At 64.1% G+C, this 20182-nt stretch carries 15 protein-coding genes; 10 read left to right on the plus strand and 5 right to left on the minus strand.

Annotated elements, in window-relative coordinates; translation table 11 throughout:
• Window positions 1-481: 481 nt before the first annotated feature.
• The gene (locus CFB41_RS36020; RefSeq protein ID WP_089459984.1) at window positions 482-1111 is read right to left on the minus strand and encodes a TetR/AcrR family transcriptional regulator; all 630 of its coding nucleotides are present in this window, start codon (window positions 1109-1111) and stop codon (window positions 482-484) included.
• Between the two features lie 778 nt (window positions 1112-1889).
• On the opposite strand from CFB41_RS36020, the gene CFB41_RS36025 reads away from it, so the two are divergent.
• From CFB41_RS36025 to CFB41_RS36045, 5 genes are all read left to right on the plus strand, one after another.
• Window positions 1890-2747: an NAD(P)-dependent oxidoreductase gene (locus CFB41_RS36025; protein WP_256941393.1), complete on the plus strand. Its 858-nt coding sequence runs from the start codon at window positions 1890-1892 to the stop codon at window positions 2745-2747.
• Between the two features lie 21 nt (window positions 2748-2768).
• Window positions 2769-3647: a phytanoyl-CoA dioxygenase family protein gene (locus CFB41_RS36030; protein ID WP_089459986.1), complete on the plus strand. Its 879-nt coding sequence runs from the start codon at window positions 2769-2771 to the stop codon at window positions 3645-3647.
• Window positions 3648-3891: 244 nt separating this feature from the next.
• Window positions 3892-5040 carry an MFS transporter gene (locus CFB41_RS36035; protein WP_256941394.1) on the plus strand — a complete coding sequence of 383 codons (1149 nt, stop codon included), beginning with the start codon at window positions 3892-3894 and terminating at the stop codon, window positions 5038-5040.
• Window positions 5041-5244: 204 nt separating this feature from the next.
• Entirely contained in the window at window positions 5245-5934 is a 690-nt protein-coding gene (locus CFB41_RS36040; protein ID WP_089459988.1) for a hypothetical protein, read from the plus strand.
• A 51-nt stretch (window positions 5935-5985) separates the two neighbouring features.
• The gene (locus CFB41_RS36045) at window positions 5986-6282 is read left to right on the plus strand and encodes an EthD family reductase (protein ID WP_089459989.1); all 297 of its coding nucleotides are present in this window, start codon (window positions 5986-5988) and stop codon (window positions 6280-6282) included.
• Window positions 6283-6587: 305 nt separating this feature from the next.
• On the opposite strand, the gene CFB41_RS36055 is transcribed toward CFB41_RS36045, so the two are convergent.
• Complete coding sequence (locus CFB41_RS36055; protein WP_089459990.1) at window positions 6588-7856, minus strand: aminotransferase class III-fold pyridoxal phosphate-dependent enzyme; 1269 nt, start codon at window positions 7854-7856, stop codon at window positions 6588-6590.
• A 594-nt stretch (window positions 7857-8450) separates the two neighbouring features.
• A complete protein-coding gene (locus CFB41_RS36060) occupies window positions 8451-9326 on the minus strand; it encodes a phytanoyl-CoA dioxygenase family protein (RefSeq protein WP_089459991.1) in 876 nt (291 codons plus the stop codon).
• A 904-nt stretch (window positions 9327-10230) separates the two neighbouring features.
• On the opposite strand from CFB41_RS36060, the gene CFB41_RS36065 reads away from it, so the two are divergent.
• Window positions 10231-10377: a DUF3096 domain-containing protein gene (locus CFB41_RS36065; protein ID WP_076841491.1), complete on the plus strand. Its 147-nt coding sequence runs from the start codon at window positions 10231-10233 to the stop codon at window positions 10375-10377.
• Window positions 10378-10393: 16 nt separating this feature from the next.
• Here the strand turns inward: CFB41_RS36065 and CFB41_RS36070 are convergent, their stop codons facing one another.
• On the minus strand, window positions 10394-11089 hold the full coding sequence (locus tag CFB41_RS36070) for an alkaline phosphatase D family protein (protein ID WP_256941395.1): 696 nt from the start codon (window positions 11087-11089) through the stop codon (window positions 10394-10396).
• A 99-nt stretch (window positions 11090-11188) separates the two neighbouring features.
• Here CFB41_RS36070 and CFB41_RS36075 point away from each other — a divergent pair, with 99 nt between their 5' ends.
• Entirely contained in the window at window positions 11189-13609 is a 2421-nt protein-coding gene (locus CFB41_RS36075; RefSeq protein WP_089459992.1) for an AsmA family protein, read from the plus strand.
• Window positions 13610-13709: 100 nt separating this feature from the next.
• On the opposite strand, the gene CFB41_RS36080 is transcribed toward CFB41_RS36075, so the two are convergent.
• Window positions 13710-15110, minus strand: a complete 1401-nt coding sequence (locus CFB41_RS36080) for an efflux transporter outer membrane subunit (protein ID WP_089459993.1) — start codon at window positions 15108-15110, stop codon at window positions 13710-13712.
• 81 nt (window positions 15111-15191) lie between these two features.
• On the opposite strand from CFB41_RS36080, the gene CFB41_RS36085 reads away from it, so the two are divergent.
• The 3 genes from CFB41_RS36085 to CFB41_RS36095 are packed head-to-tail and all read left to right on the plus strand — an operon-like array spanning window position 15192 to window position 20064.
• Window positions 15192-15779: a TetR/AcrR family transcriptional regulator gene (locus tag CFB41_RS36085; RefSeq protein ID WP_089443989.1), complete on the plus strand. Its 588-nt coding sequence runs from the start codon at window positions 15192-15194 to the stop codon at window positions 15777-15779.
• A 44-nt stretch (window positions 15780-15823) separates the two neighbouring features.
• Entirely contained in the window at window positions 15824-16927 is a 1104-nt protein-coding gene (locus tag CFB41_RS36090) for an efflux RND transporter periplasmic adaptor subunit (protein WP_256941396.1), read from the plus strand.
• A complete protein-coding gene (locus CFB41_RS36095) occupies window positions 16924-20064 on the plus strand; it encodes an efflux RND transporter permease subunit (protein ID WP_089459995.1) in 3141 nt (1046 codons plus the stop codon). The genes CFB41_RS36090 and CFB41_RS36095 overlap by 4 nt, the downstream gene beginning before the upstream one ends.
• Window positions 20065-20182: the final 118 nt, after the last annotated feature.

Genomic DNA, 20182 nt, shown 5'->3' on the forward strand with positions numbered 1-20182 from the left:
ATTATGTCGGCATCTTGAAAGTTTGTCCATGGACGGGGCTGGCCACGGGTGCCTTGAATATCCGGTGCGTCCGCTCAAGTCGATTTCTGAAATCCGATCTAATGACTTGATCATTTGATCGGCAAACGTTAAGCAGACAAAGATACGCTGTCGATGGAGGTAAACCCGCGAGCGCGAGCACTGCAACGCACGACCGCGGGCAGCCTGCCGGGAGCGTCAGGTTTTCAGGCGAATGGAAGCAGGGTGCTTGGCCGCAGCCGATGTGGATTCCCGGCGGCGCCGGTGACTTCACGTCGCACGTGTCGCGCTCGGATACGGGCAACGGTTGCTGAAAGCACCGTCGAGCGGAGCATGCGCGCAGGGCGGCGCATGGGCGAAATTGCAAACGTCATGCGCCGCGAGTCGAGCAGCCATTTGAAGCGGCGACGCGACCGCTTGGTGAGCACCGGGGGAGCCGGTGTGCCGGTCAGGCGGCAGCGGCTTAGTGCTTCCGTACCGATTTGCGAGGGGTCTTGGCGGCAGGACGGGCGTCTGCCAGTGTCGCCGCGTAGGCGGCCAGCATCGTGCTGGCGTGGTCGACATCGGCAGCCAGACGTTTCGAATCTTCCTGGGCAAACCACGAGAAGAGCAATCCGTCGATCAGGACGATGGTCAGCCGCGCGATGGCGTCCAGCGCCTTGGCATCGGCACGCGGCTCGGCGGCGGCCAGGTTGGCGCGGGCGCCTTCCTGGGAGATGCGAAGGGCGCCAATGGCCATGTCGGGCTGGTGTCGGAGCGCCCACGTATACAACTCCGACTGGGTCTTCGCGTAGGTCGGGTTGGCTTCGAACCAGGTCATCACGGAGCGCAGGTTGAACTCCGCCAGCTCCGACAGGGTGCCGTGCTCCGGAGGCTCGGGGCTATCCGAGCGGATCAAGTCGATCAGGGATTCGTAGACCGCGAACAGCAGTTCGTCTTTTGAGTGAAAGACGTAGTGCAGGGAAGCCAGTGGGCATCCTGCAGCCTCGGCGATGCGACGGGTCGTGGCACCCTTCACACCGTGCTCGGCAATCACCGCGACAGTCGCCGCTACGAGGTCCTGGCGGCGGACTTCAGCCCGTACTCGCTGCATAAGCCAGCGCTCCGTTTTATGTCTTCGTCCAAAGGCGCTACCCATGCAGGGTAGTCGAATCCTCGGATATTAGCATGACGATGAGCGGCATTTCGCAAGCAATACAAGGCATGTTCCCGCACGGATGTTGCGCCGCCAGGGCGACGTGAGACGTGCCATTCGCAGGCACGTGCCGGTCATGGTGGCGACGTCGATGCGTCGCGACGCCGGGCGAACATCGCCATGGTGGTGCGGTTCGGCGGCATGCTTCGTGAACCAGGAAGCGGATTCGCTCATCGGGGATCGGCCCGGCGCATCAAGCGTGGCTTCGCTCGTCGAGCGGCGCTTGCGTGCCTGTTTCGATGAGGCTGTCGCAGAGCGGCGCAGGTACGGTGACCCTCGCAAGTGCGCGGTAAAGCAGCCGTGCGGATCGTGGAACGGGCGCCACTGCATTGGCTCGTACGACACCTTCATGACGAGGCTAATGGAAACTCCGTATTCCCAATGTCCTGTCGAAGCATAAGACTCGTGCCTGTAGATTCGTGGTCATTTGATCAAGTCAACCGCCTGCACCGCGATCGTGACGCCGAGCATCATCTGGTGCGGCGAATTCCCCGCACCGGGGCATGCGCATCACCACCGTGCGCATCAGCCGCCCTTCACGAAGGGCGAACACCCGGATCCGATTGGCATACGGCTTGCTTGATAGTCATATGACCAAGTCTAATGACTCGTGTGGTTGACTTGAACGAAGGACATTTCTCGGTAGTGCGGTCAACGACAACGATAGGGAATACGAATGAGCCATGTGATTGCCGTCTTGGGCCTTGGGGTGATGGGGTCCGCCATTGCCGCCACGCTGATCGACGATGGCGCGGAAGTCGTCGTCTGGAACAGGAAGGCTGAAAAGGCGCAGCGTCTGCGCGAACTGGGGGCCCGGGTGGCCGAGCGTGCCACCGCCGCCTTTGACGAGGCGGACGTCATCGTCGTCGTGACGGCGACACCGGTTGATCTCGCGGCGGACTTCGAGGCGCTGGGCGAGCGCCTGAAAGGGAAAACGGTGGTCAACCTGGCCACGGGGCGCCCGTCCGAGGTCCAGAAGCTGGATCAAATCGTGCGCGGCGCCGGAGCAAACTTCATCAGCGGAACGATCCAGTGCTTCCCGCCGGATATCGGCCGCGAGAACGCCGTCATCCTTTTTGGGGGTGACGAGAAGATCTGGAGCGAACTGGAGCCTCTGCTCCGGAAGATTGCTCCGCAATCCACCTACGTCAGTGCACGACCCGACGTGCCGAACGTGCTCGATGCCGGGTTGACGGGCACGTTCGTTTTTGGTGCCGGCGCAGCCTTCCTGGAAGGTCTCAGATTCGTCGTGAACTCGGGCATTTCGATCGACGAGATTCGCGACCTGATTCCCACCTATCTCGCCGGTCAGACCCACTTCATCGAAGGTCTGTTCGAATCCGTGGCGGCGTCCGACTATCAACCGCGCGGCGCAGACCTCGACATCTACGCACGCGCAACCGAACTGTTTCAGCAGGCGCAGGAAGATATCGGGCAGCCGCCGCGAATTCTGAAGGCGCTCCGTGAGCGCATCCTGTCATCCATTGCAGAAGGCAGTGGTGACCGGGGATACGCTGCACTTTTTAATCATTGACAATTTGTTGGAGGATTCATCATGTCGTTGCAGTGCCTCTCAAGTGGTAGCACTCCTGAAGATCTCGCACATGCGGTTCGGCAGGATGGCGGAGCGATCGTCAAGAACTTTCTCGATTCCGATTTGCTTGCGCGAATCCAGCGCACGCTCTTTGACACGCTCGAATCCGCTCCGAACGGAGTCGACGACTACTTCGCAGGGACACAGACGCGTCGTGTCTCGCGCCTCTTCGCGCGTACCGACTGGATGGCCGAGGTTGCATTGCATCCGCTCTATCTGGGTGCGGCGCGCAGCATCCTGCAGACGCCGATCAAGATCTGGAGCGGCGAGAACCAGGTCGATGTCGCGCCCGATATTCAGGTGGGGGTGACGCAAGCCATCCAGATTCTGCCGGGTCAGGGCCTTCAGCCGTTGCATCGTGACGATTCCGTATGGCTCTGGCGGCACCCGAACTATGGGCGCGAGGCCCGGTTTCAGGTGATGGTGGCCGTATCGGACTTTACGGCGGAAAACGGCGCCACGCTCGTCATCCCGGGCAGCCACAAGTGGGACGACGAGCGCATGCCCAAGCAGGAGGAAGCCATTCCCGCGACCATGTCGGCCGGCGATGCGCTGTTCTTCATCGGCTCCACGTATCACGGCGGCGGCAAGAACACCAGCGATGCCCCGCGCACCGGCCTGACGATGTCGTATGACTTGGCGATCCTCCGGCAGGAAGAAAACCAGTACCTCACGCTGCCGATCGAACGCGTGAAGCGCTATCCGGAAGAGCTGCAGCGCCTGCTCGGCTGGACGTACGGCACGACTTTCGCCGGCTTCGTCGAGCGTAACGGTCAGATGTCGGATCCGAACGACCTGTTGAAGATGAAGGATTTCCTCGAGGTCGGCCATTTCGATTAACGCCCGGGTTGGGTGATGGAATCGTGACCCGGTTCTCATGCGGAGACCGGGCGATTCCATCATCGGGAGGCATCGTGCTCACTCGACGGGATGCCTGGATCGGTGCACAGCGAGCCGTTCTGATAGTGCGATTTTTCGGTTGGATGCAGCAGTCTTCGAAACAGTGCCGGTATGAATGCGAGCAAGAGGGCGATTCGATGCCACGCCGCGATCTCGTATTCATGCAAACGACAAGGAGTCGATCGTGAGTGTCGAAATCAAGGGAATCCGAAAAATCGCGCTGCTTTATACAGGGGCCGTGGTCTGGACGCCTACCTACCTGCTCCCATTCAGCATCGAGGAATCGATGGCCCGGTTCGGGTTGTCCGAAAGCACCGCCGGTTGGCTGGCGTCTGCGGTGCTGCTCTGTCTTTCGCTTTCCATCATCGTCTTCGGTCGTCACACGGCGACGTTGAACAAGAGAACGGGCGCGCTCGCTGCGGCAGCGCTTGCCGTCCTGTCGACGTGTGCGATGTTTTCACATGATTTCTATGTATTCGTCGCCGCGAAGCTGGTTCTCGGCGCCGCGTTGGGCGTCAGCTGCGTGTGCGCGTATGGGGTGATTGCACACGTCAAACACCCGGAGAAGATCGCGGCGCAAGTCGCCGTTGCGATGGCCGTCATATTTTCCTGTGCGATGTACGTCGTACCGATCCTGAATGTGAAGATGGGTCCTATCGGGGTGGATGCCGTCCAGCTCGCCGTGGTCGTGGCGGCGCTGTTTTTCGGCGCGTTCATGCATCCTGCCGTCAACGCAAGCGAGGAAGCGGTCGCGAAGGACGCCATCAAATCCAGTGACGTCCGAGGGATTCTGATCAGCGCATTCTTCATCTACGTCTCGCAGACGGCCCTCATGGGATTTGCCGCTGAGGTCGCCGCGACCCGGGGCGTCGAAGCGGAGCAACTCGGCATGCTGTTCATGCTCAATGCGGCCCTCCAGTTGCCGGTGGGGGTGGCGGTCAACTGGCTGGGCGATCGCCTGGGTCTGTTCAAACCGATCGCCCTGGGACTCGCGCTGTTGATCGCATGCAGCCTGGGCATGTATTGCGTGGGCGGCAAGTGGGCGTTTCTCGTGTCGACGGCGCTCGTCAGTGCCGGCGCCACGCTGGTGGCGCCTTATATGGTGGCGGCACTGTCGCAAATGGATGCCAGCGGAAGAAGCACCGCGACCTGTGCGTCGGCAATCAATCTTGGCCTGACGGTGGGCCCGGCGATTGCGGGCACGGTGTTCAGCGTGGCCGGTTTGCATGCGGTCGGCTGGCTCTCCGTCGGGTTGCTGGTGGTGCCGATGTTTCTGACCAGCGTGGCGATCCGGCAGTTCAAGGCAAGACATGCCGAAGCCGCGGTCGCCTGACGTGCGCGGCGAAGCGATCAACCGAGCGTGGCCGCACTGACCGCACCGGTACCTGGGCGGCGCCAGCATGCCTGACATGCCAGTGCGGAGCAGACATCGCTTGGAAGCGTCCTCACGCGCCGACGGGCAGCGCAAAAAACTGCCGTGAACGTGGATGACGAACATGGCGGCAGACAAATATTTCGACGATCACGGAGTTTTTTCATGGAACTCAAGTTCTATCTTTATTGCCTGGCTGATCTCGCGTTGATCGTGACTTCGTTCATTTGTGGCGTGAAGTACTTCCGGAAGCGCAATGGTCTCCTCGGATTCGAGTCGCTGGTCGTGACGTTCTCGGCAACGAATTTGATGATCAATGCATTGACCGGCAAGGCGATCTTTTTCAGCATCTCGCTTTTCTGCGACGCGTTTTCAAGAGGTTTCGGCGTGCCGATCATCATCGTTGCGGGCATGATGTCGGTTACGCATCGATATAAACCATCGATTGTCGGCGACGTGTTGTATGCGGTGGGTGCGCTGGTGGGGACGGTCATCTTGTGGACCGCGGATTTCATGATTGCACCCAAGCCGTACTTCTATCTGGTGATGTGGTCGTTGTTCTCGCTTTACCTCATTTACGTTGTCAAGAAACTGGCGAATGCCGGAGAGTATCGTAATGCTGCAAGTGTGATCCTGACACTCGTATCCACGCAGATCATTGCGACCGTCTACGACTTCTTTCATATCCCTGGCGACAGCGATCATATGATCTTCTATATATTTGCATTGCTTTCTTGGTCTTATATGTCGGTTTCGCTGTATTACGCCTATTGTGCGCTGGAACGGGTGCAGGAAAAGGAAGGGAATCTGATTCGGGGTTATGCCCTTGGTCGCCTGGAGCGAAAGCCGCAGTAATGGTCGCGTTCCTGCGGGAATGTATTTGAATCTTCATGCGAGAGATCGGATATGGCTACCTTGATCGTGAGTTATCCCGCTGTAGAGGGTATGGAATTTGATCGCGAGTACTATCTCGCCACCCACGCGTCGCTCGTTCGGGCGGCGTGGGGCGAATGTGGCCTGCAGTCGGTGGAGGTTCTGTTTCCGGCTCCGGGCCCGCAGCCCTTTGCCTGCGTCACGCTGTTGCGTTTCAGCGATCAGGCTGGAATCGACGCCGCGCTGGCTTCGGCCAGAACGGCGGAGGTGGTCGGCGATGTGCGGAACTTCACCCACGTCCAACCGACGATCTTCCGCGCCGGCGACTGACCGAGTCGTCGACGACCGAACCTGATTGACGAGGGCAAGAAGGTCTGAGGCAAAGTGTCTGCGTGGACCCATGCACTCGGGCCTTGACGACGAAGAAACAAGACCTTCGAAGCAGAATGCCGGTGGGCCGCGGGCGGGATGACCGACTGGAACTTGACGAAGACGCGGTTCGGGAGTGGATCGAGCCTGGCCTGAAGCCGGGCGTGTCGATTGCCCACGCGGCCGCTCAGGGTTTTGACGCCGGGCGAATGCGCTCGGCAATACAGCCTTCGGCCGCAGGCCGAAGGCTCATCCAGCATCCGGCATCAACGCTGCACGGTGTCCAGGATATCCAGGCGGCTCACTGCCACCGCCTTCTGCTTGATCGCACCAAACGCCGTTTCCGTCGCCTCGAGCGTCCGCGCGATGTCTTCGTCGGTATGGCTCGCCGTAAAGAACATGTTGTGCCACGGGTGGAGATAGGCGCCATTCTTGATGACTTCCGACGTCCACGCCCGCCCGCGCGACACGAGCTCGTCGTCACCCGCGAACAGCATCTGGGGCATGACGCTCGGCCCGGTCTGCTTGAGTTCGAAGCCATGCCGCTCGGCTTGCTCGGCGAGGCCGGCGCGCAGCATGTCCGCCAACCGCCTGGTGTGTTCGAGGTAGTCGGTTTCACGTACCAGGCGCAGCGTTTCGATGGCCGCGGCCATCGGCACGGCCGAGAGCCAGTAGGAGCCCGTGACGAAAATGTTCGTCGCCGCCTCTCGTGCCTTGTCCGAACCGAGCACCGCCGCGATCGCATAGCCGCCGCCGATGGCCTTGCCCCAGCAGCTGAGGTCCGGGTGCACGCCCCAGTCCGACCATGAGCAATCACGCGACAGGCGCAGCCCCGTGCGGACCTCGTCGACGACCAGAAGCGCTTCCTGCTCGTCCGCGAGGCGACGGCATTCCTTCGCGTACTCGATCGACGGGAAAAACTGGTCGTAAAGCACTTCGTGCCGGAACGGCGTTGCAAAGATGGCCGCTACGTCACCGTCGACGCTCTTGACCGCGGCATTGAGACTCTCGATATCGTTGTACTCGAAGTAGACGACGTGAGCGCGGTCTTCCTTGGTAATCCCCGTCGTATAGGGCACGTTCCACGGGGATGCACCATGGTACGTGCCGCGCGCAACGAGAATCTTCCGCTTCTCGCGATACGCGCGCGAGATCACCATGGCCATCGACGTGGCGTCCGAGCCGTTCTTGCAGAACATCGCCCAGTCGGCGTGGCTAACCTGTTGGGTGAGCGCCTCGGCAAGCTGAACCATCACCTCGCTCGGGCCCGTCGCCGTGTCGATCTTCTGCAGCTGCAGGGCCGCGGCTTGCTCGATCCGCTCGTTGCCGTAGCCGAACAGGTTCGTGCCGTAGCCACACACGTAGTCGATGTACTGGTTGCCGTCGACGTCCCAGAGATGGGCCCCTTTCGCTTTTGCGAAGTACAGCGGGAAATCTTCCGTCAGATACTTGACGCTCTGATGACCGTACATTCCGCCCGGGATGACCTTTTCGGCTCTTGCGAACCACTCGTTCTTCCTTGCCAGCCTGTCCATGTGCGACTCCTTGTGAAAAATTCGTTCTGGGAACGTCAGACCCGATATCAAGTCTCATGACTGAGTCATATGACCATTTACTTGAATCCCCGGGATGTTGGGGAATGCCGCATCCGAAATCTCGCGTCTCGTCGTTTGATCGACGTGCCGGCTAACTCGCTGCGCGAATGCAGCCTTGCTGCGTCACGCGGATCGCGTTCGACACGATCCGCGCGCGAGGCTACGCCGGCATGTTCGATCTTGCCAGCGGAAGCCTATTGGCTCGAGTCGTAGTGCTCGATATGGTAGAGAACCATGAATCCCGGACTTAATACAAGAAGGAGCCCGACAACGAGAGAGATTGCGACGAATAAACGCTTCACCATGATCACGCTCCTGAGTTGGATGAGGTGCAATAGAAAGTCGATTCTTGAGGGCCATCCCTGGAAAAGCGCGCAATCCCCGCATCGTTCTCAAGATCGCAACGCGATTCGTCAGGTCGATCTTCATGGGGTGTTTCGCTGGCGGTGATGCTGTCGTGGCCCGTGCATGTGCATTACGGAATCCGTGGAGGGGGATCCCCCTCCCGGACGGATGCAGGTGTCTGTTCGTGGCTCAGAGACCGAGATGCGTCGCGATATCGTCGTAGTCGACTTGCCACAGGCCCGGCGTGCCGGCCGGATATTGCGAGCGGAAGCCGATGATTCGCTGAACGCGTTTCGACAGGCGCCGCACGGTGTCCATCTCGACGATGAACGGATACGCTTCCTCCGGCGTCAGGTAGGACGGTTGCATCGGAATCGTGAGCCCGCGCCGGCGCTCGTTCTTCGTTACGTTCGCGCCGCCGCCGTGGATCACCTTTCCGCTGAACAGCAACGCGTCGCCGGCATCCATCTCGGCGGCAATGGTCATGTCGGGCGTGCCCTTGCTGTCGAAGTAATCCTCGTCCCAGTTCTGGCTCCCCGGAATGATTCGGGTGGCGCCGTTTTCCTCGGTGAAGCGCGTCAGCGCAATCATGAGGTTGGTGAATACCGTCGGCCCGTTGACGCCGAGCGCGCACAGGGGAGGGAAATTGCCGACGTCGCGATGCAGCATCTGTGCCGTGTTGCCCGGGCCGATGTCGATGACCTGCGCGGTCGAAAGCCACCAGTCGCCGGACTCTTCGCGGTACAGCACCTCGCCGAGTTCATGAAAGAGGTCGTCGTCCAGCACGTCTCCGAACGTCTTGCTGTGCGTGACCATGTTCGTCAGGCGCTTCGTATAGGTGCCGTGGAATTCCTTGATCAGTTCGTTGTCGTGCGACGACCCTTCGCGAAGCCGCTCGAGCGGCGCATCGACCTCGCGATTGATGTTCGCGACCTGCTCCTGGGTCAGATAATTCGTGATTCGGACTCCACCATATTGGTTCATGAGCGACACGATCTCTTGCGCGCTGGTCTGTTTGGGAACGGTGGGGAGCGCGTCCTGAATGGTCTGAATAGTTGCGTTCATGTTTGCCTCGAAGTTGCGTGGACGGGTGAACCAGACGCGGCGTCACGTTCTGATTCGGGTGGTGATCCGAACATCAAGTCGAATTTCTGACTGAGTCATTTGACTACGTATACCTTCGCTTACTGCCATTCGTTCCTGTTACGCCAGTTGACGGAACACGCACGTGGTTCCCGACGTTGTCGCCACCTCCGGGTGCTCCAGTACTGGTCCCGGAAGCGACAGACATGAAGGTATTCGCCGGGTTTTTCCGGTGACCCGGCGTATTCGCGACAAATCAGGTCAAGTGACCAAGTCGTATGATCGAGGAAGTTAACATGGCGTTTTTCGACGGTCGATCATGGTTAACCCGTCGCTTTTGAAGGGTGTTGCTGATGAAAGGAGAGCGGTCGTTCCGGCGTGGATGCGAAAGGTGTGATCACGCGTGGCGCGGTGTGACGAGGCGTGATTCGGGATCGAATGGCCACGCCGATGACGACGTTCCTCGACACGTTTAGGATCACGCTCCGGCCCGCCCATACGGGCTCGGTGTGGCGCGAACCAGACAACCGGGCACGCAAGCTGCTCGCTCGTCATAAGCGTCCTTGTACGGGACCGTTTCCCGTCCCCTTGCGGGTGCCACGATCGACATCCTTCCCGGCACGCGATCTGCGGACGATTTTTCAAGCCCTTGTCAATTCCGTCCCGACGCCGCGGCGCGTGACGGCTTTGGCACGACCAAGCGCCGTGAGATGCGCGAACGCCATGGCTTGAAGGCATGCCAGTATCGTCACAGGGGCTCGCGCGCCGAGCCAGGCACGGAAATCGCTCGGGCCCGCAATGAAACGCTGCACGACACATGCCCGTCGTGTCTCGGTGAGGCGCTTCACCCAGCGATTTCGCGATCTATTGTCATGAGGGCAACGCCATGCACACATTCACGAACTGGAGCCCATTGGTCTCGCTGATCGCCGGGATTCTCATTCTGGTGGTACCGCGCCTGCTGAACTACATCGTCGCGATCTACCTGATCGTCATTGGATTGCTTGGGCTGTTCGGCGGACATTTCCACTGACGCGCCGCGTCGGCGTCTAGATACGTTCGATGCGTACCTCGACTGAATCCCTGGGCACCGTCAAGCGCGTGCGGCCGAGCAGTGCATCCGCGGGCGCGGTGCCGTCCGGGTTCAACGGCTTCACCTTGTTGAACGTGACGGAAAAGTATTCCGGCGTGACGGTGGCCGATGCATAACCCTGCGCGTCGTGGTCGGCGTGGCACAGATCGGGGTTGTTCGCCGTCAGGAAGCGGTCGAGCCTGGCCGGGGTCGCCACGATCGACGCGAGCGGTGTGCCGTTCCATGCGGCTTTCAGGTACGTATAGAAGGACATGCTGCTGATGCCGGCGCAGACGAAATCGACGATGACCGGCACCCCCGTCGCGGGATCGGGATCGTCGCGCACGACGCCGCCCTGAAAGGCATGCAGGTCGCCGGTGATCGCGACGACGTTACGGATCCCGTGCTCCCTCAGGTATGCGAGCAGTTCGTGCTTGTGCGCGGGATAGCCGTCCCATGCGTCGCAATCCACCACGAGGCGGGCCGCCGGCGCCGCGGGTGCGCCCGGCATCACGAACCACAGACGGTTCAACATCACTTCGTTGCCCCATACCTTCCAGGTGGCCGGCGAGTCCTTCATCAAGGTTTTCCACCATCGTGTCTGTTCCGGGCCGAGCATCGACGGTGGGCGGCCGAACTGGCGGGTCTCGCGCGCCTCCTCACGTTGCAGCACGAACCCCATTTCGAATGCCCGAACGCCATCTGGCGGAAGGCTCCTGTCTGCAGGAACGCGCCTTGCTCGATACCGGGCAGCAAACTGGGGGAGTGAGCAATGCACATCGGCCACAGCGTCGGCAAGGCGGCCGCGTGGCTTGCCGTGAGCGTCGCCCTGGCGCTTGCCGCACTGGTGATCGTCATCGTGACGTTCGACTGGAATCGAGCCCGGCCCTGGATCGATGACAAGGTGTCGGACGCGATCGGACGGCAGTTCGCGATCAACGGCGACCTACAGGTCGGGTGGCGTCGGCCCGCGAGCGAGCACGGCTGGCGCGCCTGGGTGCCTTGGCCGCGATTCGTCGCACACAATGTCACGATCGCCAACCCCGACTGGGCGCGCACGAAGTATTTCGTCACGCTGGACGCGATCAGTTTCGAGGTCGAGGCGCTGCCGCTGCTGGCACGCCGCATCGTGATTCCGGCAATCGATCTGGTCAATCCGTCCGTCGACCTCGAACGCCTGAAGGACGGGCGAGCCAACTGGACGTTCAAGTTCAAGCAGTCCGCCCAGTCGGGCCGATGGGCGCTCGACCTGCATGAGATCGCGTTTGCCCAAGGCAATCTCGGCTACTACGACCAGCAAAAGCAGTTCGACCTGAGTGCGGTGATCGACACGCTTGGCCAGCCGATCCCGTTCGGCGCGGTAATGAAACAGCAGGAGGCGTTGGCGCACCACGAATCGGCACGGGCCGTCGGCCCGGCAGGTCAGAAGAAGCTCGCGGCCCAGGCGCACGCGGGTGCGGCGCAACCGGTGGTGCCTGCATCGGGTGCCGAAGCGGCGTCACGCGCATCGGCAGCGGCTTCGCAAGCCCTGGCCGCGGCTTCGCATGCTGTTGCGACGACATCCGGCACCGCGATCGCGCCGGCTGCATCCGGCCCAGTGGCGGTGTCGAACGCTCCCGCGACTGCCGCACCTGGGGCAGCGGCCTCGGCACCCGCGCCCTCCACCGGCGTCGGCACTTACACGATCGGCTGGACCGTCAAGGGGATCTACAAGAAGGGCAAGGTCGCCGGCACGGGCAAGATCGGCAATTTGCTCGACGTACGCGGCGCGCAACGTCCGTTTCCGGTTCAGGCCGATTTGCGCTTCGGCGATACGCACCTGGCGCTGGTCGGCACGCTGACGGACCCGTCTCACCTGGCCGCGGTCGATCTCAGGCTATGGCTGGCGGGCACCAGCATGGCGACGCTGTACGACGTCACGGGCATCACGCTGCCCGAAACCTCGCCCTATGCGACCGACGGCCGGCTGGTCGGCCAGTTCCGGGCGTCCGGGAACGTCTTCAAGTACGAGAACTTCACGGGACGCGTCGGCGGCAGCGATCTCGGCGGCACGCTGGTGTACGTGTCGCGCGAACCGAGGCCGTTGTTGTCCGGCACGCTGGAGTCGAGGCTGCTGCAGTTCGCCGACCTCGCGCCGCTCATCGGCGCCGACACGAATGCCAGCAAGGCGCGGCGGGGCGCCGCTGTCGCCCAGCCCACGAACAAGGCGTTGCCGGTCGAGACATTTCGCACGGACCGCTGGAAGAAGATCGACGCCGACGTTCGATTCACCGGTCGGCGCATCGTCAAGACCGCGAGCCTGCCGATCACCGACCTGTCGACCCATCTCGTGATGCGTGACGGCGTGCTGACGCTCAACCCGCTGAACTTTGGTGTCGCGGGCGGGACGCTGGCGTCGAACATCCACCTGGACGGCAGCGGCGTACCGCTCAAAGGGCGGTTCTCGCTGCAGGCGCGGCATCTGAAACTCAAGCAACTGTTCCCGACCTTCACGGTGATGCAAACGGCGCTCGGCGAGGTCAACGGCGATGCCGCGTTATCGGCCACCGGCAATTCGCCGGCGGCGCTGGCCGCGACTGCCAACGGCGAGGTGAAGACCTTGGTGACCGACGGGACGGTGAGCCTCTTGCTGATGGAAGCCGCGGGGCTGAACGTCGCCAACGTGGTGTACGAGAAACTGTTCGGCACACGCGACGTCAAGATCAACTGCGGCGTGGCCGACTTCGTGGCCACCAACGGCGTGCTCGACTCGCGCGTATTCGCGCTCGACACCGAGGATGCGGTGATCGGCATGGACGGCAACGTGAACCTGCGGGACGAGACCATGAATTTGACGATCCATCCGCATACCAAGGGATTCCGGGTGATATCGCTCCGCTCGCCGCTGTACGTCACCGGATCCTTCAAGCAACCGCACGTCGGGGTGAAGGCGGGCCCGCTGATCGCGCGGGGCGGCGCCGCGGTCGGATTGGGCTTGCTGAATCCGTTCGCCAGTCTGCTGGCGCTGCTGCAGCCGGGCCGCAGCCGTCCGTTGCCGTGCGGGCAGATGCTGGCCGACATGGAGCGGCGCCCGGTCGCGCCACCGCCGGGCGTTCGGCAGAAGACGAAGGCGGCGCCGGCGTACATGAATGCGCCGTCGGCGGCTTCCTCGGCTTCCGCGCCAGTGGGTGGCGAACTTCGGCATGCGAAGTGAGTGAGGTGTGCGATAGCAACGCGGATGCTTCGCGCCCACGTGGGTGCAGCCAGCGCGTGTCGTCGATACGCAAGCGTCGCGGGCGCATCGGCGAGGCCGCCTAGACGGCCCCGGCAAAGGTGCGGCGCAGGCCGACCGCGGCCTCCCACTGTGCGCCGATTGCCGTTTCCAGCGCGTCGCGGGACCGCAGGTGCGCGTGGCGTGCGGCGAGCACATCGCTCATGTCGGCCTGGCCAGCGTCATACAGTCTGGCCGCATTGCGGGCGGCGACCTTGCCGGCCGCCTCGGCGCGCTGCCACTCCTGCATCGAGCGATCCGATGCGGACCATCGGGCCAGGCTCGTCTCGACGTCGACGAGCGCCGCCAGCATGGCCTTTTCGTACTCGGCCATCGCTTCCTGCGCGCGCGCATCGTGCACCGCGACGTTGGCGCGAATTCGGCCGCCGTCGAGGATGGGCAGCGTCACCGACACGCCATAGCCGACCGCCACGCGAGGCGCGGCGCCGTCGCCGACCGCGGCCAGTCTTTCCTTCGTTCCGGCCCACTCGATCTGGAGGCGCGGATAGACCTCTTTCCGGGCAGCGCCGGCACGGGCGAGCGCGGCGTCGAGCGCACGCGCCTGACGCTGCACGTCGGGCCTGCGCTCGAGCAGCGTGGCGGGCAACACCGTCGCGGGCGGCGCGGGCAGTGCGGCCGGCACGGCTTGCGCGCCGAGCTCGGGCGCCTGGGGGCTGCCGACGAGCAGCGCGAGCTGATGCAAGCGCACCCGGTGTTCGCCATCGAGCTGGGCAAGCGACGCCTGTTCCTGCGCCAGTTCGGCACGCCAGCGCTCGACATCCAGCGCCGTCACCTGGCCCGCGGCGAATTTGCGCGCCGCCACGACCGCCTGCCTTTGCGCAACCTCGAGCGCCTCGCGCTTGAGCGCGGAGCGCCGCTCCAGCGTGCGCAATTCGAAGTAGGCGGTACTGACGTCCGCGGCCAGCGCGATGCGGGCCGCGCGGAGCGCCTCGCGAGCGACATCGCTGTCGGACCGTGCGGCGTCCACCAGCAACGCACCGCGCCCGAACAGATCGACTTCCCACGCGGCACGCAAGCCGACGCCGCTGCGCTCCGCACGCGGATCGACGCTGTTTTCGCGCCCGCGCTCGCCGCGCGCCATCGCATCCAGCCGCGGACGGCGCTCCGCCTCGGCGCTGTCGCCGAGCGCGCGCGCCTGCGCGAGGCGCGCCGCGGCGATCTTCAGGTCGCGGTTGGCATCGAGCGCGCTGTCCACGAGCCGATCGAGCACCGGATCGCCAAAATCCCGCCACCACATGTCGCCGAGGGTGCCCTGGTTCCCGGGGGACGTTTCGGCCCATTGCGAGGGCGCCGCAACGGCGGGCGTCGTGGCGACGTGGCTGGGCGGGGCGGTTGCACAGCCGCCGAGGGCGAGTGTCGCGGCAACGGCGAGACAGGTCAGCACTCGGTGCGCGGAAACGGGGCGGGAAACAGCGGGCGTCATGGATTTACCTTGAGTCTTGACATGGAGTTCGTGAAACTATACTGTACGTATAGTTAAGTTTCAATCCCAAGGAGATGCACCATGTCGACTTCCGAGCGACGAGCCGGCCGCAGCAGTTCACGCGACCGTCTTCTCGATGCCGCGGCCGAGCTCGTGGCCAGCCAGGGTATCCAGAACCTGACCATTGAAGCCGTGGCCGCTGCCGCGAAGGTCACGAAAGCGGGCCTTGTCTACCATTTCAAAACGCGCGACGACTTGCTGGCTGCGCTGATCGAGCGGGTGGTCGGCGAACTGGACATGCTGGACCTGCGGGCGCAGGAGGCACGTGACGCGCGTGAGGCGGACGCTTCCGCGAAGCCGTTGAAGTCGTCGATGGCCGAGCTGTCGAAGCTGACCTTCGACATGCCGGAAGACCGCCGCCTGCTGCTGGCCAACCTGCTGGCCGCCACGTCGTTGTATCCGCATCTGGCCGGTCCCGTGCGGGATTTTTTCTCGCGCAGCTATGCACGGGTTGCGCAAAGCGGCCCCGATGCGGGGCAGGTGCTCGCGCTGGTCGTCGCCCTCGACGGCATCGCCCTGCTCGAAGTGCTCAACCTGCACCGGTTCACGCCCGAGCAGCGCCAAGTGTTGCGCGACACGCTGGAAAGCGCGATTCGCAAGCTTCCCTGAGCTCCCTCATTCATTTCGAAGGTTTTACGATGCATTCCCGTTCCATGCCTCAAGCGGGCAGGCTGGTACTCTGCGCGCTCGTCTCGGCAACGCTGCTGTCGGCATGTCAGCCATCCGCCGCGCCGGTTGCCGACGTTCCGCGGCCCGTCAAGGTCGAAGTGGCCGGCGGTGCCGGCCAGGCACATGCCGACACCTTCGTCGCGACGCTTCGCGCGCGCCAGCGCACCGACCTCGGCTTCGAGTCGTCGGGCCGTGTCGTCGCGATGCTGGTCGACGTGGGCGATCGCGTCCGGGCCGGGCAGGTGCTCGCGCGACTGGACGAGTCGCCGGCACGCTGGCGGCTCGACAAGGCGACGGCCGATCGTGCCGCCGCCGCCGCGACCCTGGCCGAGCGTCGCACCCACCTGCGTCAGCAGGAGGAACTCGCCCGCGACGGAATCATTTCCGCGCCCGCTTTGCAGGCCGCGCAGGCGTCGCATCAGCAGGCCGCGAGCCAGCTGGGTGTCGCGGAGGCCGCGGTGGCGAGCGCCCGGCGCGATCTCGCGTTCACGCGCATCACGGCGCCGTTCGACGGCGAAATCGTCGCACGTCAGGTCCAGCCGTTCGTGGATGTCGCCGCAGGCCAGCGCGTGCTGCAGATGGAGGCCGGCCGCGCGCTGGAAGCCGTCGTGATGCTGCCGGACACGATCGCCGCGACGCTTGCACCCGGCGCCGAAGCCCACGCGGTCAGCGGCACGGATCGCGTGACGCTGACCATGGAACGGCTGTCCGGCCGGAGCGACAACGGTTCGCTGGTGCAAGCCATCTTCCGGGTCCAGGGCACCCCGTCCGGGCTGCGCAGTGGCGGCGTGCTGTCCGTCGCGCTGCCGCGCGGCGACGCGCATGACATCACGCTGCCGGCGGCGGCCGTCATGGCCGGCACGGAAGCCGGCCGAGGCAGCGTCTTCGTCGTCGACGGCGCCAGCCAGACGCTGAAGCGTCGCGCGATCCGCACGGACGGCCAGCTGCTTCCGGGCGGGCGCGTCGCCGTGTCGCAAGGCCTGCGCGCCGGCGAGCAGGTGGTGGTCGCGGGGACGGCCGTCCTGAACGAGGGCCAGTCCGTCGTCACGTATCGGGCGCAGACCCTTCTGCAGGGAGCGCGCTCGTGAAGCTGACCCAGGCCGCACTCAATTCCAGCCGGCTCACCTTCTTTGTCGCGCTGCTGATTCTCGTGACCGGCGCGTTCACCTTCCTCACGTTCCCGTCCCAGGAGGAACCTTCCACGACCGTTCGCGACGCGCTGGTGTTCGTCGCGAACCCCGGCGTGCCGGCCGAGCGGATGGAGCAGCTCGTCGCCCGGCCGCTGGAAGAGCGCCTGCGTCAATTGAACGAACTGAAGCACGTCGCGAGCACCGTGCGCGACGGCAGCGTGATCCTCCAGGTTTCGTTGCGTGAAGACGTGCATGCACTGATGCCGGTGTTGCAGCGCATGCGCGCCAAGGTCGAAGAAGCGGTGCCGCTGTTCCCGGCCGGCACGCTGCCTCCGCAGATCGACGACGACTTCGGTCGCGTGGCGATCGCGTCCATCGCGGTGACCGCGCCGGGGTTTTCGATGAGCGAGATGCGCGAACCGCTGAAGCTGCTGCGCGAAGGGCTGTACCGCGTGCCCGGCGTGCAGGGCGTCAGCTTCCACGGGCTGCAGGAGGAGCGCGTCTATATCGAATTCGACCGCGCCAGAATGGCGGGGCTGCATTTGTCCACCGCGTCGGTCATGCAACAGCTGCAGAAGCAGAACGTGGTGCAGTCCGGCGGCCGGCTCGTGGTGTCGGGCCTGAACAGCGCGGTCGTCAGCTCCGGCGAAATCCGCTCGCTGCAGGCGCTGCAGGATTTCACGCTCACTGTGCCGCCGGCCGGCGCGCGCGCGGACGCCGCGCCGGGCACCGTGCGCCTGGGCGACATCGCGCAGGTGCAGGTCCGGCCCGTCGACCCGCCCGAGTCCGCGGCGATCTACCGCGGCGAAGACGCGGTCGTCCTCGGCGTCTCGATGCGAAAAGGCCAGAACGTGAAGGCGGTCGGCCAGGCGCTGCGCGCGCGTCTGGACGAATTGAAGCAGCAGTTGCCCGCCGGTTTTTCGCTCGACTACGTGACCTTCCAGGCGGACGTGGTCGAGCGGGAAATGGGCCGCATGAACCAGGTGATGATCGAGACGATCGTGATCGTGATGATCGTCGTCGTGCTGTTCCTCGGCTGGCGCGCCGGCGTCGTGGTGGGCGGCATCGTGCCGCTGACCATCCTGGCCACGCTGCTCGTGATGCGCTCGCTGGGCATCGAACTGCACATCGTGTCCATGGCCGCGATCATCATCGCGCTCGGCTTGCTGGTCGACAACGGCATCGTGATCGCGGAGGACGTCGAACGCCGCCTCGCCGCGGGCGAGGAGCGCCGTCACGCGTGCATCGAAGCAGGCCGTACGCTCGCGATCCCGCTGCTGACGTCATCGCTGGTCATCATCTTCGCGTTCTCGCCGTTCTTCTTCGGCGACACCGCCACCAACGAATACCTGCGCCCGCTCGTGGTCGTGCTCACGCTGTCGCTGCTCGGGTCGTGGCTGCTCTGTCTGACGGTGACGCCGCTGCTCTGCTATTTCTTCCTGAAATCCGGGCATCACGGCGGAGGCGATGCGCACGAGCACGATGCCGACGCGACGGTCAAGCAAAGCCGCTTCTACGGTGCCTATGCGCGCCTGATTCGCCGCGTCCTCGACCACAAGGGGCGGTTCCTGGTCGTGATGACTGCGTTGCTGGTCGGCGCGCTCGCGATCCTGGCCACGCGTCCGGCCGGGTTCCTGCCGGCTTCCGACCGGCCGCAGTTCCAGGTCGAACTCGAGCTGCAGCCCGGGAGCGACGCGCGGCTCACGCGCGACGTGGTCCGCGACCTGAGCCGTTGGCTCGACGATCGCAAGCGCAATCCCGAGGTGACGACCAGCATCGGCTATGTCGCCGACGGCGGCCCGCGTGTCGTCCTGGTGCTCAATCCGCCGCTGCCTGCGTCGCATATCGGCTACGTCACGGTCAGCGTCGCGAAGCCGCAGGATCTCGACGCCGTGATCGCCCGAACCCAGGCGTGGATGACGCAACACCATCCCGAGGTGCGAACCGATGCGAAACGCTTCTCGCGCAGCGCCCACGACGCGGGCACGGTGGCGTATCGCGTGTCCGGTCCCGACGAAGCCGTGCTGCGCGAGATCGGCCGCAAGATCCAGGCGGCGTTGCATACCCAGCCGGGCATCGTGCAGATCCACGACGACTGGGGGCCGCGCGTGCCGCGTGTCGACGTCGAGATCGACCAGAACAAGGCACGGCGCCTGGGCGTCAGCAGCGAGGACATCTCGACGGCGCTGGCCACGCGCTATACCGGCGTCAACGTGTCGGTGTTGCGCGACGGCGATACGCTGGTGCCGCTGGTCGTGCGCGGTGCGCAAGCCGAGCGCACGCGGCCGGAAGATCTCGCCAATACGCTGATCCATCCGGCTGCGGGCGGCGCGCCGGTTCCGCTGTCCGCGGTTGCGACGGTCACGTTGAATACCGAGCCGTCGACGATTCGACGCCGCGACCTGATGCGCACGCTCACCGTGAAGGGCCGCAATACCCACGGCACCGCGCAGCAGGCGGTCGATCAACTCGCGCCGGCCATCGGCCGGATCGCGTTGCCGCCGGGGTACCGGATCGAGCTGGGCGCCGAAATCGAGGAGTCCGCCGAGGCCAACGTGGCGCTCGGCGAGTATCTGCCGCACGCGGTGGTCGCGATGCTGGTGCTGTTCATCTGGCAGTTCGGCTCGTTCCGCAAACTGCTGCTGATCGTCGGGATCATTCCGTTCGCGACGATCGGCGTCGGGCCCGCATTGATCATCGCCCGCGAACCGTTGGGCTTCATGGCGAACTTCGGCCTGCTGTCGCTGGCCGGGATCATCGTCAACAACGCGGTGCTGCTGCTGGAACGTATCGAGGTCGAGCTGGCGGCCGGCAAATCGCGCCGCGAAGCGGTCGTCGCGGCGGCCGTGGCGCGCCTGCGGCCGATCGTGATGACCAAGCTGACCTGCATCGCCGGCCTGATTCCGCTGCTGCTGTTCGCCGGCACGCTGTGGACCGGCATGGCCGTCACCATCATGGGCGGGCTGCTGCTCGGCACGTTGATCACGCTCGGCATGGTGCCGGTGCTGTATGAACTGCTGTTCAGCGACAGGCTGTCCGGCTGGAGCCGGAAGTTCTTCGGTTCCGGCGCTGTCGATGCGCCCGGGAAATGTTGAAACGGGTCGCCTGACCCTTTAGCGCCCGTCGATGCGGGCGCCTTGGAAACCCGGGTGCGACCAACAGCACGAGGTCCTCCCGGTGGCTGGCGGTTGCCGGCCGTTTATGAACGAGGTC

It is taken from the genome of Burkholderia sp. AU33803 (assembly GCF_002223095.1).
Lineage (GTDB): Bacteria > Pseudomonadota > Gammaproteobacteria > Burkholderiales > Burkholderiaceae > Burkholderia.